Here is a 23,899-nt window from a genome sequence, read left to right as displayed (position 1 = left end):
CTCGGGTACGGCTTGCGTTCACTCACCCGGTCACATCACCAGACCACCAACCGCGGACCGGCAGATTCCGCCCCACCGCCACACCATCAGGCGACAGCAGATCGACTCAAAGACTCACGAACCGCCCACTGAGAATGCCCTTACCGCCTCAGCATGCACCGTCACCACGACCCGAAAAGGAGAGGAACCAGTGCTGCGCAGGGAGTTCTTCCGGTCCTCGGCGAGTGCCGGGCTGGCGCTGGGTCTGCCCGAGCTGACCCAGCTCAAGACGGGCCGCCGCATTGGCCGAGACGTACCGGAACAATTGAGACAACGCACGGCGCGACTGCGCCGCCTTGACGACATTCTGGGCGGAGGCGACACCTACCGCGTCTATCTCGGCGAATACAGAGCAACCAAGACGATGATCCAAGAGGCCAGCTACGCGGAGGACACTGGCCGCGCTCTCCTGTCGGTCCTGTCCGAGCAAGCCCAGCAAGCCGGATGGGCCGCTTTCGACGCGGGCAAACACGCCGATGCCACCAGCCTCTACGAGGAAAGCCATCAGGCCGCAGTCGAATCAGAAGACACCGCTCTAGCCGGAAACGCGCTGGCCTTTCTCGCTTATCAGAAGCTCAGCGATGACCGCACCGCAGCAATCGAGACCGCCGTGCAAGCATGCCGCACCGCCGGCCCCGATGCTCCGCCCGGCGTACGCGCGCTACTTCATGAACGCCTCGCGTGGGCTTACGCCGTCGCAGGAAGTGCCAGCGAGACCGAACGCGCGCTCATCGCCGCCGAAACCGCGCTCAACGAAAGCGATGGAACTCCGCAACCGGACTGGTCAGCTTGGGTGGACCGTAACGAACTCCAGATCATGACCGGCCGATGCTGGACGGAACTGCGCCGCCCGCTCCGTGCCGTCCCCGTCCTGGAACATGTGCTGGCCCAATACGACGACGCCCACGCCCGCGACAAGAGCCTGTATCTGTCGTGGCTCGCCGATTCCTACCTCACCGCCGGAGAGATCGAGCAGGCTGCGGCCATCACCAGCCGCGCACTGGAGCTCTCGGCGGGAGTGGCGTCCGTTCGCCCGGGCGAGCGACTGGCGCCCATCATCCGACGGCTTCGCGCTCACCACGAACTGCCAGCGGTGGCCGAGGTCCTGGCAAAGGCCAGTCTCTGAGATGTCAGTCCGCAGAGCCCGGCTCAGTGGTCTTCTCCACCCAGCGCAGGTATGCATCCGATCCCGCCACGATCGGCACCGCTGAGACTTCCGGGTTCTTCCACGGGTGGTGCCGCAACAGATGTGCCTCAAGACCGGCGTAACGGTCGGCACGGGTCTTGAACAAGAGCTGCCACTCTTCCCCCGTGCCGAACTCGCCCTGATGCCAGAAGACGGAGAGCACCGGCCCGACGATCTGTGCACTGGCCGCGAGCCGTGCTGTCACCACCGACGCCGCCAGCGTCTCGGCTTCCTCGCGGGTCTCCGTCGCGGTCGCCACCTGAAGGAACTCAGTCATGTACGCAAGCCTAGGCCCGCGTCCAGACCAGCCCGCGGACTAGGCGCGCAAGGACCGTCTGAACGGAGATTGACATCACGGAAGGCACGAGGCGCCGCACCTGCCGTCCGGCACGGTCAGTGAGTGCAGATCCTGGAGGACACCACCCAGCTCCCCGTACGTCGCCCTACGGTCTCCCCTCGACGATCAGATGCCAGAACGTCACCGGGTGACCATCGATCAAGAGAAGGCTGCTCCAGGTCCTCGGCGATTCGAGCAGCCGGAAAACCTTTCTCCTCCAGCTACCGCGACACGTCCACTTCTACGCGAGGTTTGGGCAGCCACTCCTTCCCCGCGCGTGTACGTTGACCGGCGCTGAAGCCAGCCGGAACAGCGCGTTCTCCCCGAGCCGGATCAGCTCTGCGCCTCTGTCATCGATCCCCGTAGCCCGGCACGCAAGAGACCACCTCGTGGGCCTTGTTCACCCCACGGCTGTTATCACCGCATCAGCCATCGATATGTGACAAGAGCAGTCCGCTAGATCAAATCGATTTCGGATACATCGGCACCCAACAGACTGCCCTCGACTCCTCTGCAGGATTAATCATGGGGTCCCTGGAATAAGCGGGGCGATGGGTTATCGTTGCGTTGGCCTACCCCCCACCTCTACATCTCCGAACACCGACTTCGCGCTAGATCGCTCAGCTTTATTCAGTGTTCCAGTCAACCGTCGTAGGTTCGGGAACATTTCCGCGAATATTTGAAAATCCTCTTCCTCTATTTCGCGACCCATCCTGCCGGACGAATGCATGAAATTAACCGTCTCCACTCGCGGCCAGGAGTTGCGGTGCCCCATCAAGCTTGGAATCAGATTCCTATCTATGCTCAGTATTCGCAGATTCGGCAATAGATTCGCCTCGGTCCAGTCTTCAGGGGCGAGACGTGGAGTGTCAGAGATCCAGAGCTGCTCGAGGGTCGTGTATTCGCTCAGTCCTCGGAGACCAGTATTAACAAGGGCTCCTTTCGAGAAAGAAACCCTTCGCAATGACGCCTCGCGAGGCAGTACAGCGAGGTCACGACCTGGGACTTCTTGTAGAATGCCGAGACGATTGAGTTGGCGCATGGAGCTCAAGCCGCGAAAATCTTTTGACAGGCCGCCCATCTTGTTAATACTGAGTTCTTCGAGCGGAATCTCATTGATCGGTGACAGGTCTCCAATCAGTGGGCAATCAAAGAGGAACAAGGACCTCAACTTAACGCATTCCTCAAGAAAAGAAAGACTTTCAATCGTGTCGTTTGCGTGGATCCCAAATTTGCGCAGAATTTCGCGATTCAGGATGCTTGTCAGGAATTCTTGCGGATAGTCACCGCTGGCAATTATTTCTGGACGCCCTCCGATCTCTTGGAGAAATCGTAGGTGCTCCTCTGTCTTTGGCCAGAACAGCGTGTCTTCGGGCAGGCAAGAAATGATCTCTTGGCCATACCCTCGCATATCGAACTTATGCCAGTCTCTAGACAGTTGATCTCGGATTTCCGGCACCGGATGGTCCCGAAAGCGGGCGAGGGCAGGAATCGCTGCGTCAGTACCAATGAGCGAGATCGTATGCACCACCGCTCTGACCTGATCTGAGGTGAGTCCTTCTGGTCCAGGGAGCAGGTCGAGCGCCATCGGGCCTGCATTCGCAAGGTGTTGAGCCTCTTCGTAATTATCCGGGGGAATTAGCTCGCTAGCCCTCTTCTCGATTTCACGCCGAATATCGGGGTTCAGTTCCGTAGCCTGCTCCAAGCAAGCCATGGCAAGCAGATAGAGTCGTGTTTTGTGGCGCTTTACCCGATCTCCACGTCTAATCAATTTGTTGAGCAGGCGCGTTCTTTCTGCGGGATACGCGTGGGCCACTGCCATCCGTATAACGTCTTCCCATTGATCGTGGTGAGCGTTCTTCACCATCAGATCGAAGTCGCGTTCTTCGACGGCTGCCTTAGCTCCCAAGTAGTCCTGAAATGTGCGATGAACGAAATCCATCACGCCATCCGCAGGCTCACGCAGGACGCCACTCCGGACGAGAATGTATTTATAGACCTGCTCCGCGTCCCCAAGTTGCCCCAACGCAGGCATAGCCGGAAGAGTTGCCGCGATGATGCTAATGGCATCGGAACGGTCCATTTCAACTTGCCCGTTACGGATCAACCAATAGGCTAATTTTTGCAGCAGTTGAATTTGTGTCTCTTCTGAGATTTGAACGTCTAGATCCCGCTCGCGATCACGTCGTGCAAGAAGCATCGAAAGAGCAGCGTCATACAGCTGCTTTCTGCCCGGGGGGAGGTAGCCTCTCCGGTCACGGTGAAGAGCGCAGATTAGCCCGCACATGAGAGGATTCGTGGCGAGACGCCCTAAATCTTGTTTAGCTCTGAGAGCTCCAAGGAGTCGTTCTTGATAACCCGTAAGGCGCAAATGTTCATCGGCATCGCGGCACGTTCTGCAGGCGGCGCTGTGCCACCTCTGTACAAAAGTGGCAACATCCTTGCGGTTCATCGGCGACAAGCTGAGCTCAATGAACTCTTCCGAAGCCAGCCAGTCATCGGATACAGCAGAAGGGCGCGAAGTAACTAGCCAGGAGTTTCCGGGAAACGCGATGAGGAGCTCGTGTAGCCAATGCCTTACTCGCTCGCGATCGCCTTCTGAAATCTCATCGAGGCCATCTACTAGAACGAGCCCACGCTGTGCCGAGAGCGCTCTCTCTGCCCATCCTTGCGGTTGCAGACCAGATAGCGGACTCCTGGCAGCGGCAAGAAACTCTTCGGGTAGCGGTAGTGACGGACGTCGGATCAAAGTCCTCAAAGGGAGAACGAAGGGAACCCGATTGTAGAGGTGCGGGATCCCTCCATGCAGCTCCCGTTTAGCAGTCGAGACCGCTAGCCATTGAACGAGTGTGGTCTTTCCCGAACCCGCCACACCGCGCAACAGCACACGGTCATGACCGTCAAGGGCCCTATCAGCAGGCAGCAAAGATTGTGATGTTGTTGCTATGTCTTCCCTTGCTGTGGTTGCGTCCCGCTTCGCTTCTCTATAATTCATCGCCTCAAGACTCAGGTAAGCTGCGTCAAGGGGCCATTCAGCCTTAGAGCGATCGTTCAGGTCGATGCCGAAAATGGTCAGAGTGCCGAATTTGGCCGCGATGTATTCTCTGTACCGCTCCTCGAATATTCGATCGGGTGATAGATCATCAGGCACCACGAGATACTCGGGATGACCCTCTTTCTCTAGAATTGCTCTAAAAAATGGATCGTCGCTGAATTCAGATACTGGAGTTGCCTCGACACGACCATGTTGCCAATTGGCAGGGTCGTGACCGACGACTCCTATGATTACGTCGCTGTAAAACACCGCCGACCCTGAGAAGCCTGACCAGGGGGAATTGGAACCCTCCCGTTCTGAAGGAGGAGTATGAGTGCTATCCAGGACGTATCGCCGGCTTAGTAAGTTGGAGCCAGGCTTTAGAGTTCCTACGAGTTGTTCGCTATCGAGGTGCCCCTCGTTGTCTCGCTGTGCTTCAGGAAATCCAATCGCCTGGCAATTCGGAAGAGGTGTCAAAGAATCGACTGAACCTAGGCGAACATTGGGGAAAGTAGTGGCGTCGCTGGGAATAGGGTGATGTGCGATGAGTAGCGCGGCATCGCATCGCTCATCTTGCCGAATCCATACCACGTCGCAATGCACCTTCCCAGTGCCGGGTGCTGCGACTTGAACGTTAACTCTGTCGGTCACCACGTGGGCAGCAGTAAGAATCAGGCGTGGAGTTAGAAGGTATCCGCTTCCCTGCTTCCCGTCAGCGAACACTGCGCTTATGCGCTCCCGAGCTGGGCCACAGTATGACATGGTTTTCAGTTTCTGTCCTCAAACCTGCTTGCGTCACCCTCGGTTTCATTAGAAATATCCCAGCCAGCGTTCGTGGTGACGTTCTTGGGTTTGAGGGTAAAATAAACCTTTTGAATTCGGGTGCTTGCTATGGCTCCTTCGGTGGACGCGTTGACGACCCATGCCTTAACGGCACCCTTTCCTCTGGCTTCGCGTCGGAGTTCGACCGAGAACTCCATCTGAATTTCGCCCATTTCGAAGCGTAATGGCGAACCAGTAGCACGACTAGTCGCTGCCAAGAGACCATCGCGAATTGCCTCTACAGCGTCAGCTAGTTCGATGTCATCGACAGGTAGGGTCACAGTGCCAGCGTATGGGGCCTTGGACTCCCGATGCTATCGGTTCACGAGAATCAGTCGGACCCGTTCTAGACTGCTCCCGCCCGCGAGCGAAGCGCTTCTCCAGCACCTCGCGCTGCTCCTCGGGAACCGTCAGCACATTGATCTTCACGATGCTCATGGAGCCATCCTGCCTCAGCGCCCCGCCGATCTTCCTGAGCGGGACCGGGTCCGACGGAGCGGTGGTTGTCAGAGGCGCGCAGTACGGTCCGGTCATGGCAGCCAGAATCGATCTGACCTTCGACTGTACGGACGCCCGGCTCCTCGCCGAGTTCTGGAAGACCGCGCTGGGCTATATCGACGAGCCGCCGCCTCCTCCCTTCAAGACGCGCGAGGAGTGGCTGGCGCAGTTCGATCTGCCGGAGGACGACTCCGCGGACGACGGGGCGTGGCTCTGTGATCCGGACGGTGTCGGTCCCCGGCTGTCGATCCTGAAGGTGCCGGAGCCCAAGACGGCGAAGAACCGGCTTCACATGGACATCCGGGTGCCGGGCCATGGCGGTGCCGAGGAGCGGTGGGTGCGGATGAAGGCGGAGGCGGAGCGGCTGGTGAGGGCCGGCGGGACGGTGGTGGCGGAGGTCGACAGGCATCACATCGTGATGGTCGACCCCGAGGGCAACGAGTTCTGCGTCGGCGCCGCCCCGGCCTCCGTCTGAGGACCATCGCCTGGGGGCTGTCGTCCGAGGCCCGTTGACCGACAACGGCCCACACGGCATCGACCTGTGACAGCACCGGCGTTGATCTGGCCACCGCGCATCGTGCACCGTAGGGGCGCCGCGTCGAAGCGGGGTAGGAACGAGCGCGGGCACCATGGGAGTTGGGGTCGGCGGCGGGTCGAAGCGGATGCGGGAGGGGACGCCCGGGCGGCCGCCCATTCCCCGGCTGGCCGCCGCGGCGCCGCTCGTCGTGCTGATTCCGCTCTGGCTCGGCTGGAACGCCGCCGTTCGGATGCGGACGTATCTATCCGCTCCGTCCACCCCGGCCGCGCCGAAGCCCCGTACCGCCCGGCGGCCGCGCGGGAAACCGAAGGCCGTCCCGCTCACGTCGGGCCACGTCCGGGTGAATGTCGATCACGACGGGTTGACGGTCGAGGCGGCGCGCGGGCCGTCGGGTGCGCCGCGTTGGCTGACGCACTTGGGGATGGCCTGGCCGGAGGAGAACCCTTCCTCTGGACGGCCCTGTTCCGCCGACCTGGCTAGCCGGCGGCCGGCCGATACGTACACACCTGTACGCCCGTGCCGCTGGTGGCCGTGGATGCCAGTTCCAGCGTGCGCAGCATTCCATCGACGGGGAAGATGGTCTTTCCGCCGCCGAGGATCACCGGCATGTGCATCAACAGCAGCTCGTCGAACAGGCCCTCGTGCAGGAGAGTGCGGACAAGCGTGGGGCTGCCCATGACCAACAGGTCGCCGCCTTCGGCACCGTGCAGCTCGCGGATGCGGGCGACGGCCTCGCCGCCGGCGATGCGTGTGGTGTTGTTCCAGGTCAGCTGGTCGTCGCCCAGGGTCTGGGACACCACGTACTTCCGGATGGAGTTCATCTGGTCGGCGAACGGGTCGCCGGCCCGCTCGGGCCACGCCGCGGCCATCGTCTGCCAGGTGCGGCGCCCGAACAGCAGCGCGTCGGCCTTGGACAGCACGTCCGCGACGGCGCTGCCCATCACCTCCGGGTCGAAGAACGGGTGGGTCCAGCCGCCGTGCGCGAAGCCGCCCTCGGTGTCCTCCTCGGGGCCGCCCGGGGCCTGTACGACGCCGTCCAGGCTGATGAACTCACTGATCACGATGCGCACGGGACTTGCTCCTCCTGGTTGTTGCGTGGCTTACGGCGATAAAGACCTCCGGGCCGCGCCAAACTCATCGCGCCCATTCGAACCGGCGGCGTGATGCGGGACACACCGGAGGGCGCGGTCAGAGCGTGCGGCCGAAGAGGTCCAGCAGCGCTTCCCAGTGGCGCTTGGTCCCGTCCGCGTTGTACGCGGCGGTGTCGGCCTGGGTGAAGCCGTGCTGCGCGCCCGGATACACCTCGCTGCGGTGGCGTACGCCTGCGGCCGTGAGCGCCGCGTCGAGGCGGTCCATCTGCTCGGGCGGCATCGAGGAGTCGTGGTCGGCGTGGGCGAAGTACACCTCGGCGGTGATGCGGTCGGCGACCAGGTGCGGGCTGTCGGGGGCCTCCGTGGCCAGGTCCCCGCCGTGGAAGCCGGCCATCGCCGCGACCCGCTCGGGGAACGCGCCGGCCGTACGCAGGGCCAGGCGGGCGCCCATGCAGTAGCCGGTGACGCCGACCGGTCCGTCCGTGGCCTGCGGACAGTCGGCCAGCCACCGCAGATAGGCGTCGGCGTCGCGCATGGCCGCCTCGGGGGTGAGCGACGGGAGGAAGGACATGAGCTCCTGGAAGACCTCGGGGCGTGTGTCATGGCCGATGAAGTCGGGGAGCTCCACCAGCGGTGCGCGGCCGTGGCGGTAGAAGACGTTGGGAATCAGCACGGTGTAGCCCGCCTCGGCCAGGCGGTCGGCCATCTTCCACAGGTGCGGACGTGGCCCGAAGATGTCCATGTAGAGCAGTACGGCGGGATGGGGGGTGTCGTCGTCGGGGTGGGTCAGATAGGCGTCGGCGGTGCCGTCCGGGGTGGGAATATCCACCATTGTTCCGCGCGTCTTGGTCATGGACGTCGCTCCTCTTTCATCTCGTATGCCCGCGTCTGGTTGGCGATTCAAGACATGTCCAAGATTTCCGCATGGCCGCACCGGGACCGTGGTTCGCGGCGGTCGGTTGGCCGGCCGCATCACCGTATCCGGAGGGAATCACCGATGAAGCGCACGCCTCTTATGATCTCCGCGGTCGTGGCCTCCTCGCTGGCCGTCATGGCCTCGGCGACGACCGCGGAGGCCGCCTCGCGCCCCGCGATCGCGAAGTCGATACTCAACCACCGGGGCATCTCCCTGGCCACCACGCACGACAGCGGCCGCACCGACAAGGCGAACGCCAAGCAGAACATCAAGGACACCGCCGCCGGGCGGAAGGCCAAGCGCAGCCATTACGGCACCGCCCCCGGCGGATCGGTCACGCTCAACAAGACCATGCTCAACGCGATGCTCAAGCTGAACACCGCGAAGCGGTTCACCTTCAGGGTCACCGAGGTCGCGGGCGGCAGTCACTCGCGCGGCTCGAAGCACTACGCGGGCCGGGCCTTCGACGTCGGTACCGTCAACGGCAAGCGGGTCAGCACCAGTGGGGCGGGCTACAACAACGCCAAGAAGTTCATGAGGGCCTGCCGGTCCTACGGCGCCGTCCTCGTGCTCGGCCCCGGCGACTCCGGGCACTCCACCCACGTCCACTGCCAGTGGTGATCGGCGGCAGACCTTAGGAGTGGTCCGCTGCCCGAGGGGAGCGGCCGAGGGAAGCGGCGTACGGTCCGTGCCGCGGGTCGCATTCGCGGTGCGGGCCGAGCGCCTGATGAAATTGGGGCAGACCTCACGGGTCATGCCTCACGGGCTCATCCAGTCGACCGAGCGGTACTTTTCGGACAATCCTTGACGACGGTCAGGTGACGAGGGGGTGTTCCGCGTCTGAGTACAGGGCTCAGTAAGGTCTCAAATATCCCGACCGAATGACAAGGGCGAGTGGGGGAGCAGCAGGGCGTGACGAACGTGGAGCGAAGCGGACTGGGGAGAACTCCGGATACGGGGCCCCGCCCCGGTCCCGTCGGGGCACGGATGTCACGGAACGCACTGGTGCTGGGAGCACTGTGGCTCCTCGCCGGTGTGCTGGCCGTCCGTCAGGCCGCGGCTGTGCTGCGGCTGCCACCCGACGAGCGGCTGACCGACCTCGAGACCTGGATCGGTGAGCAGGGCGTCCTCCACGTGAGCGGATCGCTGTACGACGGGGACGCGTTCACCGGGACGCCGTTCTCCGGGCTGGTCCTCAAGCCGCTGACGCGCGCCGCCGAGCAGAGCCTCGGCTATGCCTGGACGTTTGGCACCCTGCTGCTGGTCGTGGTGCTCGGCCTGGTCGCGGCGCGCTCCCTGCCCGGCCCCGTCTCCCGGCGCACCTCGCTGCTCGCCGCGCCGGTGGCGATCAGCCTGCTGGTGCTGTCCCTGCCGGTACGGAACACCTTCACGCTCGGCCAGACCAGCATCATCCCGGTGCTGCTGGTGCTGTTCACCGTGCTGCCCAGGACCTCGGAGCGGCAGACGGGTGTGCTGATCGGGGTCGCCGCGGCGCTGCAGCCCGCGCTGCTGCTGTTCGCGGTGGTCCTGTGGCTCATCGGGCGGCGGCATGCGGCTGCCCTCGCGGGCGCCACCTTCGCCGCCTGCTCCGCGCTCGCCTGGGCCCTGATGCCGCATGACTCATGGACGTACTGGATCCACCACTTCGGCGGCGCCGGGCTCGGCGCACCCCCGGACGGCCTGGCCAACCAGTCCCTGCACGGGCTGCTGCTGAGGGTCGGTTTCTCGGGCCCGGCCGAGCTGGCGCTGCTCGCGGTGGGCGCGGTGGCGGTGGCCGTGGTCGGTCTGCGGCGCGCCGCGCGCTACGCCGAGGACGGGCAGCTGCTGCTGGCGGCGGCGATCACCGGCAGTGTGGCGCTGGCGATTTCGCCCACGTCCTGGCAGTACCAGCAGCTGTGGATCCTGCTGGCCGTCGTCGGGCGGGTCGGCAAGCGCGCCACGGACCGGCTGGTGTGGCCGGCGCTGGTGGTGCTGGCGATGACCCTCAACCGCCAGGCGCTGCTGCCTGATATCGATATTCTGGGCCATATCGGATATAACGCACCGCTGCTGGCGGCTCTCGCCGCCGCCTGCCTGGTGCCCTTCCTGTCCCGCACCTCCCCGGCGTGGGACAACCCGGACCCGACCCCGGTCGCGGAACCGGTCCAGGGGCGCTTCGCCTGGGTGCCGCTGCTGCGCTTCGTGCGGCGGCCGCTGTCCCGCCCGAACCTCATGCTCGAGTTGATGTTCATCCGTATCGGTTACTTCGGGTACTCCTACGTCCGCGCGCACGCCCCCGACTCGCGGACCCTCGCGGAGAGTCACGGACACCAGGTCCTCACCGCCGAGAAGTGGCTGCATATCGACATCGAGCACTGGTTCAACGGCGTGGTGGCGGACACACCATGGCTGAGGGACAGCATGAACTGGTACTACAGCACCTTCCACTTCCTGGTCCCGCTGTCCCTGCTGGCCTGGCTGTATCTGCGCCGCCCCGTCACCTACCGCTGGGCCCGCACCCCGCTCGCCTTCGCCACGCTCCTCGCGCTGGTCGGCTTCTGGCTCTACCCGACCGCCCCGCCCCGGCTGATGGGCCTCGGCTTCATCGACACCGCACACGGTCCGCAGGACCTGGACAATCCGGACTTCGGCGCGCTGACCAAGCTGTCCAACCAGTACGCGGCCATGCCCTCGCTGCATGTGGGGTGGTCGCTGTGGTGCGGGGTGGTGATCGCGCTGGTGGCGCCGTATCTGTGGATGAAGATCCTCGGGCTGATGTATCCGCTGATGACCACCGCGGTGATCGTCGGTACGGCGAACCACTGGGTGCTGGACGCGGTTGGCGGTGGGGTGGTCGTAGCGGCCGGGTTCGGGCTGCAGTATCTGCTGTTCGGCGTCGGGAAACGGCCCAAGGAGGAGGCTGCCGGTCCGCTGTGGCCGCTCCTCGGATTCCGCAAGCGGGAGCCGGAGCCTGCGGGGTCGGGCGCGGGGGCGGAGTCGGGGTCTGCGCCTGTCGCCTCGGTGCCGGGACAGGCCAAGGAGCCCGTTCTCCCCGAAGCCGCCGAGCCGACAGAGGTGGCCGGGCCGGGCTCGCGTTGAGCCGACCGGCCGGGCTCGCGTTGAGGCCACCGGCCGGGCTCGCGTTGAAGGGTGTGACGAAGGGCACTAGCGTGGAAAGCAGAGGACGGGTCCGGCCGGGCGGGATGCGGCGCGGGGCCCGCGCCCGGGGGCCAATCAAGGGGGGTCCACGCTTGGAGGAGTGATCCCCCATGTCTCTTGCCATGGCGGTCACGGCGGCGGCCGCGGCATCGATGGTCGCGGTGTCCCCTGCGGTGTCGCCCTGTCCCTTCGTGGTGGTCCACGCGAAGTTCGCACCGGCCGCAGAGGCCAGTAGCCACAAGGCGGTGACGTACAACACCAAGCTGGTGCCCGTATCCGCCAAGGTCGTCGTCGTGCAGTTCCTGGGTAAGTGGCACGGCGGGGGCGAATACCGCCACCACCATCAATGGCAAGGCGCCCCCCAGGCCGCACTGACCACACCGAGCCCGACGGGCACCCAAACCACGCCCAGCCCGACCGGCACGCAAACCTCACCGAGCCCGACGGGTACGCCGAGCCCGCACGGTACGCAAGGCGAGGGCAAGGGCACCCGGGTCATGGTGTGGGTGCGCGGCCTCAAGGCGAACCACACCTTCGGGGTGCATGTCCATACGAAGACCTGCGGGACCATGCCCAATGACTCGGGTCCGCACTATCAGAACATGAAGGACCCGAAGCAGCCGTCGACCAACCCGAAGTACGCCAATCCCCACAACGAGGTGTGGCTGCAGGTCACCACCGACAAGGACGGCGACGGCCACGCCATGGCCCACGTGAACTGGCGCTTCCGGGACTCGGAGGCGCGCTCCCTCGTCTTCCACGAGCATGCGACCGCCACGCACAAGGGCCATGCCGGGGAGGCGGGCGCGCGGGTGGCGTGCGTGAAGGTGCCGTTCAAGGGATAACGCGTCTCAAATGACAACGCGTCTCGAGGGATGACGCGTCAGGGTATGTGTCAACGCACGCGCGTCAAGGCGTCAGCGGCGCGGGGGTCAGCAGCCCGCGCCGCACCGACGCGTCGCGGACCTCCTCGTACAGCGCGCGCAGCGTCTCGCTGACGGCCACCCGCGGGAGTTGCAGCCGGTCCAGGGCGTCGGCGTCCATGGCGGCGTTGGTGTCGGTGGGCACATCGTGCCAGCCCTGGCCAGTGAGGTACCGCATCAGCGCGGGGTTGAGCCGGTCCACCCCGCGCACCAGGCAGGCCTCGGGCGTACGGCCCTCCTCGTACTCGTGCCACAGGGCCAGGAACTCGGGGCGCAGCGCGCCCGGCAGCGAGGCGAAGGGATCTTCGGCGGCGTCATCCGCGGCATTGGGGTCGGCCGAAGGGTCGACTGAAGGGTCGAGAGGGTCGAGTTCGACCAGGTCGTGCATCAGACAGAGCTTGAGCATTTTGGTCAGGTCGAGGCAGTGGCCGGCCTCCCGCTCGAACTCGGCGTGCAGTATCCAGCTGACCATCGCCAGATGCCAGGAGTGCTCGGCCACGCTCTCCCGGCGTGTCGGCGTGGCGTTGTTGGGGCGCTCGATCTCCCGCAGCCGGGCCGTGAAGGCGATGAAGTCGAAGAGTCTTCGAAACTCGTGCTCATGCTGTCCGCCGGGCGTGCCGCTCGTGTCGTTCATGGCGGACAGTGTGCCCCCGTGCGGGGCCGCAGCGGCACTCCCGGGGCGGGGCGGGCGCCACGGGGCACCGGCGGTCAGCCGTAGTTCACCTGCAGCTCCTTGATTCCGTTCAGCCAGGGCGATCGCAGCCGCCTCGGATCGCCCGCGAGCCGGATGTCCGGCATGGCGTCCGCGATCGCGTTGAAGATCAGGCGGATCTCCAGCTCCGCGAGGCTCTTGCCGAGGCAGAAGTGCGGGCCTCCGCCGCCGAAGCCCAGGTGGGGGTTGGGGTCGCGGGTGATGTCGAAGTCCTCGGGCCGGTCGAAGACCTCCGGGTCGTGGTTGGCGGAGGAGTAGAAGATGCCGACCCGCTGGCCGGCCGCGATCCGCTGTCCGCCCAGCTCGGTGTCCTGGGTGGTGGTGCGCTGGAAGGACATGACCGGGGTGGCCCATCGTACGATCTCGTCCGCGGCGGTGGCCGGGCGCTCGCGCTTGAACAGCTCCCACTGGTCGGGGTGGGTGAGGAAGGCGTGCATACCGTGGCTGATGGCGTTGCGCGTGGTCTCGTTGCCCGCGACCGCGAGGAGCAGGACGAAGAAGCCGAACTCGTCGGAGGCCAGGTTGCCCTGGTCCTCGGCGGCGACCAGCTGGCTGACGATGTCCTTGGCCGGGCAGGCCTTGCGGTCGGCGGCCAGATTCATGGCGTACGAGATCAGCTCCATGGCCGACTCCGCGCCGATCTCCTCGGTGATGGCGAGCTCCGGGTCGTCGTACGCCACCATCTTGTTGGACCAGTCGAAGATCTTGGAGCGGTCCTGCTGGGGAACGCCGATCAGCTCGGCGATGGCCTGCAGCGGCAGTTCGCAGGCCACATCGGTGACGAAGTCCCCGCTGCCGTCCTCCTTGGCCCCGGCCACGATCCGCGTGGCGCGCTCGCGCAGGGCGTCCTCCAGCGCGCGGATCGCGCGCGGGGTGAAGCCGCGCTGGACGATCTGGCGGACCCGGGTGTGCTCGGGCGGGTCCATATTGAGCATGATCAACTTCTGGACGTCGATCTGGTCGCGGTGGATGTGCTCATTGAAGCGGATGATCGCGGTGTTGAGGTGGGAGGAGAAGATCTCCGGCTTGGTCGACACCTCTTTGACGTCGGCGTGGCGGGTGACGGCCCAGTACCCGTCGTCGTCGAAGCCCGCGACTCCGTGCCGCTGGGGGATCCACCACACCTTGGCGGTCTGCCGCAGCTGGGCGAACTCCGGGAACGGCAGACGCTGCTGGTAGAGGTCGGGGTCGGTGAAGTCGAATCCTTCGGGAAGGGCTGGGCAGGACATCGGCCACTCCAGATCTGACGGCCTATCAGAAGTGTCGGAGAAGGTAGTAACGGGTTCTACAAGTGGCAAGTGTCATGGCCGCCTTTGTTGCGCACAACGGGCGCACATGCGTGAGGGGCGGCTCAATAACGGGCATGCAAGCCCCTTGCGCCGCCGGGCCGGGCCTCAGCAGACTGATTGAAGAACTAGAACGCGTACTAGTTCTGTCGCGGGCGCTGCCGGGAGCCCCGCGGAATCCGCTGGGCGAGTGATCCGAAGGGGCGCGGTCGCCCGCGCCGGAGGCGCTGATGTCACTGTGAAAGGGAGAGCGCGCGGAGGCCCCGAGGAACGAGGGGTCGAGGCTGTAGTCGACATGCGGCTACCGCCGCGTGGTCGACCGTCGACAGCGGCTGAAGCGCCCCGGAGGGGAACAGCCCGTTAAGAGAGTGAGGACGGACGAGTCATGGCCGCGGAACCCGTCATCGTCGAAGCCGTACGCACGCCCATCGGCAAGCGCGGAGGGTCACTCGCCAATCTGCACCCCGCCTATCTGCTCGGTGAGACATACCGCGAACTCCTCGCCCGTACCGGTATCCAGCCAGACTGCGTCGAACAGATCGTCGGCGGCACGGTCACCCACGCCGGTGAGCAGTCGATGAACCCCGCCCGTAACGCCTGGCTGGCCGTCGGCCTGCCGTACGAGACCGCGGCCACGACTGTCGACTGCCAGTGCGGCTCCTCGCAGCAGGCCAACCACATGGTGGCCAACATGGTCGCGACCGGCGTCATCGACGTCGGCATCGGCTGCGGCGTCGAGGCCATGTCGCGGGTGCCGCTCGGCAGCGGCTCCAAGCACGGGCCCGGTAAGCCGTTTCCGGACGAGTGGAACGTCGATCTGCCCAACCAGTTCGAGGCGGCGGAGCGGATCGCGCGCCGCCGCGGGCTCACCCGGGAGAAGGTCGACGCCCTCGGCCTCCTCTCGCAGGAGCGGGCCGCCCGGGCGTGGGCGGAGGAGCGCTTCAAGCGCGAGACCTTCGCGGTGCAGGTGCCGACGACCGAGGACGAACAGGCGGCCGGGCAGGGCATGTGGCGGCTCGTCGACCGTGACGAGGGGCTGCGCGACACCAGCATGGAAGCGCTCGGCGGGCTCAAGCCGGTGATGCCGACCGCCGTGCACACGGCGGGCAACTCCTCCCAGATCTCCGACGGCGCGGCCGCGGTGATGTGGGCGTCCAAGCGCATGGCGCGGGCGCTCAAGCTCAAGCCGCGCGCGCGGATCGTCGCCCAGGCGCTGGTCGGCGCGGATCCGCACTACCACCTGGACGGGCCGATCGACGCGACGCGCGCGGTGCTCGGCAAGGCGGGGATGACGCTCAAGGACATCGACGTCGTCGAGATCAACGAGGCGTTCGCGTCGGTGGTGTTGTCATGGGCGCAGGTCTTCGAACAGGACCTGGAGAAGGTGAACGTCAACGGTGGCGCGATAGCGCTGGGGCATCCGGTGGGGGCCACCGGTGCCCGGCTGATCACCACGGCGCTGCATGAACTGGAGCGGGCGGACAAGGAGTTCGCGCTGATCACGATGTGCGCGGGTGGCGCGCTGGCGACCGGGACGATCATTCAGCGCCTTTGACCGACGCTCATTCAGCGCCTGTGACCAGGGCGTGCAGGGCGGGCCGCAGGGCGGCGGCGATCTCCTCCGGGGAGGCGCGGCGCAGATCGTCGATGCCGAGCAGCTGATGGCCGATGGTCACCCCGACCATCGTGGCGACGGCCAGCGCGGCGTGCAGCCGGGCGTCCTCGGCCCGGTCGTCACCCCCGTGCCCGGCTGAGATGGCGGCCGCGAGCTCGGTGATCTGATGGTCGAGGGCGGTGCGGGCCGCCTCCGCCGCCTCCGGGTGGGTGAGCATGGAGCGCAGCATCGCCAGCGAGGCCTCCGGCAGCCCGCCGATCTTCATCCCGAGCGAGGCCAGCAGCGAATCCGTCAGCGCCTCGGGGCCGCCGGTCCGCGGCCGGTCCTCCGCCCCCGCGACCGAGATCCGTACGGCCTGGGAGAACAGCTCCTGCTTCGAGCCGAAGTACTGCATGACCAGCGCGGGGTCGACCTGCGCCGCCGAGGCGACCGCGCGGATCGTGGTCCGCTCGAAGCCGCGCTCGGCGAACAGCTCGCGGGCGGCGGCGAGGATGCGCTGCTCGGTGTTGCGGCGGCGCTCGGCGCGGGTGGTTCCGGCTGCGGTCATATCTCCGACTCTACCGATCGCTCCACAGCTGTTGACCGAGGGCGCGCTCGCTCTACACTTGTTGAGTCAACGCATGTTGAGCGAACATGTGTGAGTGACCCCGCATGAGTGAACCTGTACGAGTGATCGGAGCGCATCGTCATGCCCGAAACCACCGCCGCCGCGCTACATGACATCGTCGAGCGCTTCCACCGCGCGATGCTGAACAAGTCCGCGGACGACCTCGCAGATCTGTACGCGGTCGACGCCCGCCATGAGTTCCCGTTTCTGTTCCCCGGGCTGCCCGCCTGCTTCAACGGGCGCGAGGAGATCCGGGCGGGCTACCGGGCGATGTGGGGCGCGACCCCCGTGGAGCCCGAGACGATCCGCGATGTGGCGATCCACGAGACCGCGGAGGCGGGCACGGTCGTCGTCGAGCAGACCGTGGTCGGGGCGCTGGCGCCGACCGGCCGCCCCGTCACCGTCCCGGGGATCCTGGTGATCCGAGTCCGGGACGGTCTGATCGTCCACACCCGCGACTACATGGACGGACTCGGCGTGGCCGCGGCCACCGACCGGCTGCCGGACCTCGTCGCCGCGCTCGGCGGATAGCTCCGCCGGTCAGAACGGCAGTCGCCCGGGGGCTCGAGTTGGTCGCGAGGGCCGTCTGCTTCCTTACAGCACCGGCGCGGCGACGGCCGCCGGAGCCGGTCAACATACAAGTGCGCGGCCGATCTGCAGTACGGGGACGGGAAGTGGATCGCTGACTGGTCGGTGAACGTGTACCACCAGGGCTAGCCGCTCCCGGAGGCCGCGGGCGGTACCGGTGCGCGCTCGTCGGTACCGCCCGTTCGCGGCTTCACGGCTCCTTGAAGGCGACCGGCGCGTCGAAGGCCGCCCGGCGGGTCGCACGGCGCAGGGCCCTGAGGACCGTACGGCCGAGAGTGAGGGTGAGCACCACCGTCACCACCGCGCGCGGGAGATCCCAGCCGAGGGACGTCGCCAGGCAGTACGCGACGAAGCGGGCCAGGTTGTGCGACAGCGGATCGCCCGGTACGAACGACACGCCCGAAGCCATTCCGGCGATATAGGGCCAGCCCTGGAGGTTCATCACCGTGCCGTACAGGACGGACGCGACCGCCCCGTATCCGGCGAGCAGGAACAGCTCCCCGCGCCCGCGCAGCCGATCCGCCCCCGGCAGCAGGCCCGCGCCCATGCCCACCCACCCCATGGACAGCATCTGGAACGGCATCCACGGCCCGACCCCGCCCGTCAGCAGCGCGGAGGCGAACATCGACACCGAGCCGAGTACGAAGCCGAACCCGGGGCCGAGTACCCGCCCCGACAGCACCATCAGGAAGAACATCGGCTCGATGCCCGCCGTCCCCGCGCCCAGCGGCCGCAGCGCGGCCCCGGCGGCGGCCAGCACCCCCAGCATCGCGACGGCCTTGGAGTCGAGACCGGTGTCGGCGATCGTCGCCACGACGACGGCCAGCAGCAGCGGCAGCAGCGCGGCGAACAGCCATGGCGCGTCGGCGGAGTGGGCCAGTCCGGAGGCGGAGTCGGCCAGCAGCGGCCACCCGAAGGCGGCGACGCCGATCGCGGAGACGAGGGCGAGGGCGGCGACGGAGCGCGGGCCGAGCCGGACCGCGCGCGTCCGGCCGGCCGCACCGTTCGCACCGGCCGCCTTGTTCGCACCGGCCGCCTTCTTCGCGTCGACCGCCTTGTTCGCGTCGGCCGCCTCGTTCGCTTGGCCAGGTCCGCACGCCTCCGCGCGGCCGCCCTGACGGTCGGCGCCGGGCTCGCTCCGCGCGCCGGGTTGGTCCGGCCCAGCGGCGCCGCCACGTGGCCTCATGTGGCCCGCTCCCGGTCCTCCAAGGCCCGCCGCACCTGTCGGACCGTCAGCCACGGCAGCGGGGCCAGCACCTTGGCGACCTGCGGGGCGAACGCGGGGGAGGACACCACCACCTCCGCCGTCGGGCCGTCGGCCACGACCTCGCCGTCGGCCAGGATCACCACCCGGTGGGCGAGTTCGGCGGCCAGCTCCACGTCGTGCGTGGCCAGGACGGTCGCGTGGCCGTCGGCGGCCAGCGCGCGCAGGATCTCGATCAGGCGCGCCTTCGCCGCGTAGTCCAGGCCGCGGGTCGGCTCGTCGAGCAGGAGCAGCGGCGGGCGCGCGGTGAGGACGACCGACAGCGCGAGCGCCAGCCGCTGGCCCTCCGACAGATCGCGGGGGTGCGCCGAGTCCGCCACGCCGGGCAGCAGCCGGCCGACCAGCTCCCGGCAGCTGCCCGGGGCCGCGCCCGCGTCGCGGTCGGCCGCCGCGCACTCCGCCGCGACGGTGTCGGCGTAGAGCAGGTCGCGCGGCTCCTGCGGTACGAGGCCGACGTGGCGCAGCAGTTCGGCGGGCCGGGTGCGGTGCGGTACGACGCCGCGGCTGTCGACGCCCCGGCCACCGCCACCCCGGCCACGCCCCCCACGCCCGCCACCTCCGCCGTCACCCTCGCCGCCCGGTCCGCCGCCCCCGACGCGTACCGAACCGGAGGCGGGCGTGTGCATCCCCACCAGCGTGGACAGCAAGGTCGACTTTCCCGCGCCGTTGCGGCCCATCAGCGCCACCGTCTCGCCCGGCCGCACCGTCAGGTCCACGCCGCGCAGCGCCTCGATTCGACCGCGGCGTACGGCCAGCCGCACCGCCTGGGCGACGGGCTCACCGCCTCCCTCGTGCGGATCTCCGCCCGGCGTGAGCGGTGTCAGCGGTGTGAGCGGTGTCAGCCGCTCCCGCAGCGGGGCCGCCTTGCGGCGGGCGTCCCGTATGGACAGCGGGAGGGGGGTCCAGCCCGCGAGGCGGCCGAGCTCGACCACGGGCGGCTGGACGGGCGAGACCGCCATCACCTCGGCCGGGTCCCCGACGACGGGGGCCGCGCCGGAGGAGGGAAGCAGGATCAGCTGATCCGCGTACTGGACCACCCGCTCCAGGCGGTGTTCGGCCATCAGCACGGTGGTGCCGAGGTCGTGTACGAGCCGCTGCAGCACCGCAAGGACCTCCTCGGCCGCCGCGGGGTCAAGCGCCGACGTCGGCTCGTCGAGGACCAGGACGCGCGGGTGCGTGGTGAGCACCGAGCCGATGGCGACTCGCTGCCGCTGTCCGCCGGAGAGCGACGCGATGGGCCGGTCGCGCAGCGCGGCGAGGCCGAGCAGGTCCAGGGTCTCCTCGACCCGGCGGCGCATGGTGTCCGGGGGGACGCCCAGCGACTCCATGCCGTACGCGAGTTCGTCCTCGACGGTGTCCGTGACGAAGTGGGCCAGCGGGTCCTGGCCCACCGTGCCCACGACATCGGCCAGTTCGCGCGGCTTGTGGGTCCGGGTGTCGCGGCCCGCCACGGTGACCCGCCCGTGCAGCGTGCCGCCCGTGAAGTGCGGCACCAGACCGGAGACGGCGCCCAGGAGAGTCGACTTGCCGACTCCCGAGGGGCCGACGAGCAGACACAGCTCCCCCTCCGGAACGGTCAGATCCACGCCCTGGAGGGTGGGTCGCGCGGCGTCGTCGTAGGTGACGGACACCTGCTCGAAGCGGATCACCGTGTGGCCTCCTTACCGGTGTCCTCGCTGGTCTGCCGAGTGGTCTGCTGAGCTTGAACGGTCTTCTGGGGCTGAATGTTCTTCCGGGCTGTGGGCACTGCCGACCTCGACCTCGACCCCGACCCCGACCCCGACCCCGACCCCGGCCCCGGCGCCGGGGCCACGACCGCCGGGAGCAGCCCGACCAGCACCCCGGCCGCGGGCCACAGCGGCAGCACGGGCGCGGTGAGCGGAACGGCGGGCGGGTTCAGGGCCTGTGGGGCGTACGAGGCGGCCCAGATCATCAGGCCCGCGACCGCCACCCCCGACCCGGACACCAGCCACGCCCGCGCGCCCCACCGGTCCGGCCGGTAGCGGCTGCGCACCGAACGGCGGCCGCCCAGCCACAGCCCGCCGAGCGCGGCGGCGAGCCCGGCGAGCAGCACCGGCAGGCCGAAGCCCGCGCCCTGCGCCGCCAGCAGCCCGTACGTACCGGCGCAGACGCCGAGCAGCCCGCCGAGGGTGAGGACGGCGGTGGCGCGGGCGACGGCGGGCGGGACGTGGGCGGTGCGGCCGTAGCCGCGCGCGTCCATCGCGGCCGCGAGCGCCACCGAACGCTCCAACGCGCCCTCCAGGACCGGCAGCCCGACCTGGAGCAGGGCGCGTACCCCGCGGTCGGGGCGGCCGCGCAGCCGGCGGGCGGTGCGCAGCCGCTGGACGTCGGAGACCAGGTTCGGGGCGAAGGACATCGCGACCACGACCGCGACACCCGCCTCGTACAGCGCGCCGGGCAGGGACTTGAGCAGCCGGGCGGGGTTGGCGAGCGCGTTCGCCGCGCCGACGCAGATCAGGAGGGTGGCCAGCTTCAGCCCGTCGTACAGCGCGAAGGTCAGCCCCTCGGCGGTGACCCGGCCGCCGATCCGTACGCCCTGCGCCCAGTCGGGGAGCGGCACTTCGGGGAGCGTGACCAGTACGTGCGTGCCGGGGATCGGCGAGCCGAGGAGGACCGCGAAGCACAGCCGGATCGCCAGCACCACAAGACCCAGCTTGAGGAACGCGCCGTACGAGCGCGCCCACGGCGCGTCCGTACGGCGCGTGGCGACCACATAGCCCGCGACGGCGACGAGCAGCCCCAGCAGCAGCGGATTGGTGGTGCGGGAGGCGGCCGTGGCCAGCCCGAGGGCCCACAGCCACCAGGCCCCGGCGTGCAGCGCGCCGCGCGCGGTGCCCGGGTGCCCGGCGGCGCCCGGGCGTCCGGCGGTGTCTGGGTGCCCGTCGGTGCGCGGATGTCCGGCGACGGCGGCCCGGTCGGTGCCGCTCATCGCCGGTGGTGGCGGCGCGCCTGCCATACGGCGGCGGCCCCCAGCGCGACCACGGCGGCCAGACCGCCGACCAGCCCGGCCGACGGGCCGCCTCCGCCGCCGCCCTGTCCGCCGTCCCCGCCACTACTGCTGCCGCCGGATCCGCCGCTGGTGGCGCCGACCTGTTCGCCGCAGCCCTTGGCGGGGTAGCCGGCGATGGCACACAGCAGGGCGGAGGAGTTGTAGCGCAGCGGTTTGGCGACGGCCGCCAGCGCGTCCCCGGCGCTCGCGTCCTGGCCGACCCGCGCGCACTCCGTACGGGGCTCGGGCGGGGTGCGGTGGTCGGGGGCGTCGGCGGCCGTGCCGAAGTCCAGGACCACCGCGACGCGTTTGGTGCCGTCCTTCGCCGGGGTGTGCGCGCAGACCGCCTTGAAGTCGGCCGAGTCGCGCGGCTGGGTGGCGTCCCCGGAGTCCTCGCTCACCGCGAACCGGAATCCGATCATGTCGCCGTCGCCCGGCCGGGCCGTGGCGGGCCCCTGCGTGGCGTACGTCCAGCCGCCGGCGCCGCGCTCCCGCTGCCAGAACGACCAGTAGCGGTAGCCCGCGGCCTGCGCGGGCGAGGCGCCGAGCGCGACCACGGACACCAGCGCGGACAGGAGCACGGCGCAGACGAGGGCGGCGCGTTGACCCATCAGAGCTGCTGCTTCTTCCGGCCGCTCAGCAGGAAGCCGATGCCGATGCCGGCCACCATGAAGACGCCGACCGTCCACCAGACGCCGCCGACACCCCCCTCGTCGTCGCTCTTCTTGTCCTCATCCTTACCGGAGTCGGAGTCGGAGTCCTTGCCCGACTCCGACCCGGCCGCGGAGACCGACTCCGGCTTCGGGCCCGTGGCGTTCAGCTGCTGGACGAGATCCACGCCGCCGAAGCTGCGCGGGTCCGCACCGGCCGCGTGTGCCGCCAGGACCAGCTTGCCCAGGGCGCCCGGGTCGCCCTTCGCCCACGCCAGCGCGCCGCTCTTCTCGCTCTGCAGCCACTGCAGGGGCTTGGCCGCGGTCGCGCTGTGCTCCCCGGCGGCCAGCGCGACGATCGCGTCCGCCGTGCTGCCGAAGTCGGGCTGGGCCTTGGCACCGGGCATGGCGGACAGCAGGTGGTTGCCGTGCCCGGCCATGGTCTCCGACAGATACGCGGCGGCGGCCTGCGCGGCCTCGGCCGCCCCATCGGCCCCGGCCGGTTCGCCGTCTTTGCCGCCGCCCTTGCCCGCGTCGCAGTCCAGCGGCTTAGGGGCCTTGCCGGTGTCCTTGCCGGCCGGTTCGAAGACAAAGCCCTTGCCCTCGGTGGCCAGCGCGGCGGCCGCGGTCGCCAGGTCGTTCGCGACCGGCTTGCCGCTGCCCTTGTCCGCCGTATACGCGAACGCCCCGCGCTGCCCCTCCTGAGCATCACACCCCAGCTGCAGGCCCAGCAGCACGTCGTACGGCGTCTTGCCGCCCTTGGCCGACTTCACCTGCTTCGGGTCCTGGCCGGTGGCGGCGAAGGCGCCGACGGCGGCGGAGGTGGAGTTGGCGTCGCTCGGGCTGCCCGGGTTCAGGCCCCAGCCGCCGTCGTCGTTCTGGTGCTTCTTCAGCCAGCCGATGCCCTTCTCGACCGAGGCGCTGCGCCCACCGACCGCGGCCAGCGCCTGTACCGCCGCCGCGGTCGCGTCGGTGAACTCGCCCTTCTTCGGGTCGCAGGCGGCGGAGGCGTCCGCCCGGTACGCGGCGAAGCCGCCGTCCTCGCACTGCTGCCCGGCCAGCCAGTCGATGGCCGACCTCGCCGGGGTGACCCCGACCGCGTCCTGGGCGAGCAGCGCGAGTGACTGCCGCCACACCCCGTCGAACTTGGGGTCCTTGGTGCCGTACAGCCCCTTGGGCAGCGCCGCCGAGCCGCCGGACGGTTTGGGGGAGGGCGAGGCGTCGGCGAACGCGGCGGGGGCGGCGGCCGTGCACAGGGCGGCCAGGGCGGCCAGAGCCGTGGCGCTGCGGCGTACGTTCATGGCGACGGGTGCCTCTCGGTCGATGGTCTCGGCGGTGGCTGGACATCGGTACGCGGCCACGCACGGCCGCCCACCCCGCACGCCGAGGGACGTACGAACGCGATGACACCGGGCTCAGCTCCGCATACCTCGACGGTGCCGCCGCCGGACGGGCCGACGGCGGGAGCCTGCGGTGCGCCAGATCAGGTGCTCCGGCTCGTACGCGCTGCGGCACACAGCCCGTACTCACGGTTGCGGGTCAGCGCCGGGTTCTCACCGGCTTCCCCCGATCGGACGCGGATGAAGTTTTCACGGATACCTTATCCGGCGCCGAACCGGGGCGTTCCACGGCGGTCGGGCCCATA

20 protein-coding genes, 2 pseudogenes and 1 riboswitch are annotated in these 23,899 nt (G+C 68.3%); of the genes and pseudogenes, 7 read left to right on the top strand and 15 right to left on the bottom strand.

Features of this window, described 5'->3' with window-relative positions:
• Positions 1-190 precede the first annotated feature (190 nt).
• A complete protein-coding gene (locus tag ACH4U7_RS07255) occupies positions 191-1,165 on the top strand; it encodes an XRE family transcriptional regulator (protein WP_398526984.1) in 975 nt (324 codons plus the stop codon).
• A 4-nt stretch (positions 1,166-1,169) separates the two neighbouring features.
• Here ACH4U7_RS07255 and cutA read toward each other — a convergent pair whose 3' ends face one another.
• The 5 genes and pseudogenes from cutA to ACH4U7_RS07230 form a co-directional block, all read right to left on the bottom strand.
• Positions 1,170-1,502, bottom strand: a complete 333-nt coding sequence (gene cutA, locus ACH4U7_RS07250; protein WP_398526983.1) for a divalent-cation tolerance protein CutA — start codon at positions 1,500-1,502, stop codon at positions 1,170-1,172.
• A gap of 616 nt (positions 1,503-2,118) precedes the next feature.
• Positions 2,119-4,866, bottom strand: a complete 2,748-nt coding sequence (locus tag ACH4U7_RS07245; protein WP_398527022.1) for an NACHT domain-containing protein — start codon at positions 4,864-4,866, stop codon at positions 2,119-2,121.
• A 3-nt stretch (positions 4,867-4,869) separates the two neighbouring features.
• Positions 4,870-5,358, bottom strand: a pseudogene (locus tag ACH4U7_RS07240) (trypsin-like peptidase domain-containing protein); the annotation flags it as partial.
• A 5-nt stretch (positions 5,359-5,363) separates the two neighbouring features.
• Positions 5,364-5,699: a trypco2 family protein gene (locus ACH4U7_RS07235; RefSeq protein WP_398526982.1), complete on the bottom strand. Its 336-nt coding sequence runs from the start codon at positions 5,697-5,699 to the stop codon at positions 5,364-5,366.
• Positions 5,700-5,784: 85 nt separating this feature from the next.
• Positions 5,785-5,856: pseudogene (locus tag ACH4U7_RS07230) on the bottom strand (antibiotic biosynthesis monooxygenase); the annotation flags it as partial.
• A gap of 94 nt (positions 5,857-5,950) precedes the next feature.
• Between ACH4U7_RS07230 and ACH4U7_RS07225 the strand changes: the two are divergent.
• A complete protein-coding gene (locus tag ACH4U7_RS07225) occupies positions 5,951-6,391 on the top strand; it encodes a VOC family protein (protein WP_398526981.1) in 441 nt (146 codons plus the stop codon).
• Between the two features lie 539 nt (positions 6,392-6,930).
• On the opposite strand, the gene ACH4U7_RS07220 is transcribed toward ACH4U7_RS07225, so the two are convergent.
• Positions 6,931-7,524, bottom strand: coding sequence for a dihydrofolate reductase family protein (locus ACH4U7_RS07220; protein ID WP_398526980.1), 594 nt, complete (start codon positions 7,522-7,524; stop codon positions 6,931-6,933).
• 118 nt (positions 7,525-7,642) lie between these two features.
• Positions 7,643-8,398, bottom strand: coding sequence for a dienelactone hydrolase family protein (locus ACH4U7_RS07215; protein ID WP_398526979.1), 756 nt, complete (start codon positions 8,396-8,398; stop codon positions 7,643-7,645).
• Between the two features lie 144 nt (positions 8,399-8,542).
• Between ACH4U7_RS07215 and ACH4U7_RS07210 the strand changes: the two genes are divergently transcribed.
• The 3 genes from ACH4U7_RS07210 to ACH4U7_RS07200 all read left to right on the top strand — a co-directional run bounded on the left by ACH4U7_RS07210 (position 8,543) and on the right by ACH4U7_RS07200 (position 12,444).
• The gene (locus ACH4U7_RS07210; RefSeq protein ID WP_398526978.1) at positions 8,543-9,082 is read left to right on the top strand and encodes a hypothetical protein; all 540 of its coding nucleotides are present in this window, start codon (positions 8,543-8,545) and stop codon (positions 9,080-9,082) included.
• Between the two features lie 366 nt (positions 9,083-9,448).
• On the top strand, positions 9,449-11,539 hold the full coding sequence (locus ACH4U7_RS07205; protein WP_398526977.1) for a bifunctional glycosyltransferase 87/phosphatase PAP2 family protein: 2,091 nt from the start codon (positions 9,449-9,451) through the stop codon (positions 11,537-11,539).
• Positions 11,540-11,709: 170 nt separating this feature from the next.
• Positions 11,710-12,444 (top strand): superoxide dismutase family protein, encoded by a 735-nt coding sequence (locus ACH4U7_RS07200; RefSeq protein ID WP_398526976.1) that lies wholly within the window; start codon positions 11,710-11,712, stop codon positions 12,442-12,444.
• A gap of 64 nt (positions 12,445-12,508) precedes the next feature.
• Here the strand turns inward: ACH4U7_RS07200 and ACH4U7_RS07195 are convergent, their stop codons facing one another.
• Together ACH4U7_RS07195 and ACH4U7_RS07190 are read right to left on the bottom strand one after the other, a co-directional pair.
• Positions 12,509-13,156 (bottom strand): HD family hydrolase, encoded by a 648-nt coding sequence (locus tag ACH4U7_RS07195; protein WP_398526975.1) that lies wholly within the window; start codon positions 13,154-13,156, stop codon positions 12,509-12,511.
• A 74-nt stretch (positions 13,157-13,230) separates the two neighbouring features.
• Positions 13,231-14,463, bottom strand: coding sequence for a cytochrome P450 (locus ACH4U7_RS07190; protein WP_398526974.1), 1,233 nt, complete (start codon positions 14,461-14,463; stop codon positions 13,231-13,233).
• A gap of 442 nt (positions 14,464-14,905) precedes the next feature.
• On the opposite strand from ACH4U7_RS07190, the gene ACH4U7_RS07185 reads away from it, so the two are divergent.
• A complete protein-coding gene (locus ACH4U7_RS07185) occupies positions 14,906-16,075 on the top strand; it encodes a steroid 3-ketoacyl-CoA thiolase (protein WP_398526973.1) in 1,170 nt (389 codons plus the stop codon).
• Between the two features lie 7 nt (positions 16,076-16,082).
• On the opposite strand, the gene ACH4U7_RS07180 is transcribed toward ACH4U7_RS07185, so the two are convergent.
• Positions 16,083-16,682, bottom strand: coding sequence for a TetR/AcrR family transcriptional regulator (locus tag ACH4U7_RS07180; RefSeq protein WP_398526972.1), 600 nt, complete (start codon positions 16,680-16,682; stop codon positions 16,083-16,085).
• Between the two features lie 141 nt (positions 16,683-16,823).
• Here ACH4U7_RS07180 and ACH4U7_RS07175 point away from each other — a divergent pair, with 141 nt between their 5' ends.
• Positions 16,824-17,273 (top strand): nuclear transport factor 2 family protein, encoded by a 450-nt coding sequence (locus ACH4U7_RS07175; RefSeq protein WP_398526971.1) that lies wholly within the window; start codon positions 16,824-16,826, stop codon positions 17,271-17,273.
• 247 nt (positions 17,274-17,520) lie between these two features.
• Here the strand turns inward: ACH4U7_RS07175 and ACH4U7_RS07170 are convergent, their stop codons facing one another.
• The 5 genes from ACH4U7_RS07170 to ACH4U7_RS07150 are packed head-to-tail and all read right to left on the bottom strand — an operon-like array spanning position 17,521 to position 23,555.
• Positions 17,521-18,516 (bottom strand): ECF transporter S component, encoded by a 996-nt coding sequence (locus ACH4U7_RS07170; protein ID WP_398526970.1) that lies wholly within the window; start codon positions 18,514-18,516, stop codon positions 17,521-17,523.
• A complete protein-coding gene (locus tag ACH4U7_RS07165; RefSeq protein ID WP_398526969.1) occupies positions 18,513-20,243 on the bottom strand; it encodes an ABC transporter ATP-binding protein in 1,731 nt (576 codons plus the stop codon). The genes ACH4U7_RS07170 and ACH4U7_RS07165 overlap by 4 nt, the downstream gene beginning before the upstream one ends.
• On the bottom strand, positions 20,240-21,544 hold the full coding sequence (locus ACH4U7_RS07160; protein ID WP_398526968.1) for an energy-coupling factor transporter transmembrane component T: 1,305 nt from the start codon (positions 21,542-21,544) through the stop codon (positions 20,240-20,242). Before ACH4U7_RS07160 ends, ACH4U7_RS07165 begins: the two co-directional genes overlap by 4 nt.
• The gene (locus tag ACH4U7_RS07155) at positions 21,541-22,215 is read right to left on the bottom strand and encodes an SCO2322 family protein (RefSeq protein WP_398526967.1); all 675 of its coding nucleotides are present in this window, start codon (positions 22,213-22,215) and stop codon (positions 21,541-21,543) included. Before ACH4U7_RS07155 ends, ACH4U7_RS07160 begins: the two co-directional genes overlap by 4 nt.
• Positions 22,215-23,555 carry a prenyltransferase/squalene oxidase repeat-containing protein gene (locus ACH4U7_RS07150; RefSeq protein ID WP_398527021.1) on the bottom strand — a complete coding sequence of 447 codons (1,341 nt, stop codon included), beginning with the start codon at positions 23,553-23,555 and terminating at the stop codon, positions 22,215-22,217. The genes ACH4U7_RS07155 and ACH4U7_RS07150 overlap by 1 nt, the downstream gene beginning before the upstream one ends.
• Before the next feature lie 185 nt (positions 23,556-23,740).
• Positions 23,741-23,820, bottom strand: a riboswitch (cobalamin riboswitch).
• Between the last annotated feature and the right edge of the window lie 79 nt (positions 23,821-23,899).

The organism is Streptomyces sp. NPDC020845 (assembly GCF_044334165.1).
Classification (GTDB): domain Bacteria; phylum Actinomycetota; class Actinomycetes; order Streptomycetales; family Streptomycetaceae; genus Streptomyces.
Note: the sequence above shows the minus strand (reverse complement) of the source record. Positions and strands in the feature narration are given on the sequence as shown.

What these genes read in the sequence shown, in the direction of transcription:
- cutA (WP_398526983.1), bottom strand. Translation starts at nt 1,502, where the DNA reads ATGACTGAGTTCCTTCAGGTGGCGACCGCGACGGAGACCCGCGAGGAA.
- ACH4U7_RS07225 (WP_398526981.1), top strand. Translation starts at nt 5,951, where the DNA reads ATGGCAGCCAGAATCGATCTGACCTTCGACTGTACGGACGCCCGGCTC.
- ACH4U7_RS07215 (WP_398526979.1), bottom strand. Translation starts at nt 8,398, where the DNA reads ATGACCAAGACGCGCGGAACAATGGTGGATATTCCCACCCCGGACGGC.
- ACH4U7_RS07210 (WP_398526978.1), top strand. Translation starts at nt 8,543, where the DNA reads ATGAAGCGCACGCCTCTTATGATCTCCGCGGTCGTGGCCTCCTCGCTG.
- ACH4U7_RS07205 (WP_398526977.1), top strand. Translation starts at nt 9,449, where the DNA reads ATGTCACGGAACGCACTGGTGCTGGGAGCACTGTGGCTCCTCGCCGGT.
- ACH4U7_RS07200 (WP_398526976.1), top strand. Translation starts at nt 11,710, where the DNA reads ATGTCTCTTGCCATGGCGGTCACGGCGGCGGCCGCGGCATCGATGGTC.
- ACH4U7_RS07195 (WP_398526975.1), bottom strand. Translation starts at nt 13,156, where the DNA reads ATGAACGACACGAGCGGCACGCCCGGCGGACAGCATGAGCACGAGTTT.
- ACH4U7_RS07190 (WP_398526974.1), bottom strand. Translation starts at nt 14,463, where the DNA reads ATGTCCTGCCCAGCCCTTCCCGAAGGATTCGACTTCACCGACCCCGAC.
- ACH4U7_RS07185 (WP_398526973.1), top strand. Translation starts at nt 14,906, where the DNA reads ATGGCCGCGGAACCCGTCATCGTCGAAGCCGTACGCACGCCCATCGGC.
- ACH4U7_RS07180 (WP_398526972.1), bottom strand. Translation starts at nt 16,682, where the DNA reads ATGACCGCAGCCGGAACCACCCGCGCCGAGCGCCGCCGCAACACCGAG.
- ACH4U7_RS07175 (WP_398526971.1), top strand. Translation starts at nt 16,824, where the DNA reads ATGCCCGAAACCACCGCCGCCGCGCTACATGACATCGTCGAGCGCTTC.
- ACH4U7_RS07170 (WP_398526970.1), bottom strand. Translation starts at nt 18,516, where the DNA reads ATGAGGCCACGTGGCGGCGCCGCTGGGCCGGACCAACCCGGCGCGCGG.
- ACH4U7_RS07160 (WP_398526968.1), bottom strand. Translation starts at nt 21,544, where the DNA reads ATGAGCGGCACCGACCGGGCCGCCGTCGCCGGACATCCGCGCACCGAC.
- ACH4U7_RS07155 (WP_398526967.1), bottom strand. Translation starts at nt 22,215, where the DNA reads ATGGGTCAACGCGCCGCCCTCGTCTGCGCCGTGCTCCTGTCCGCGCTG.
- ACH4U7_RS07150 (WP_398527021.1), bottom strand. Translation starts at nt 23,555, where the DNA reads ATGAACGTACGCCGCAGCGCCACGGCTCTGGCCGCCCTGGCCGCCCTG.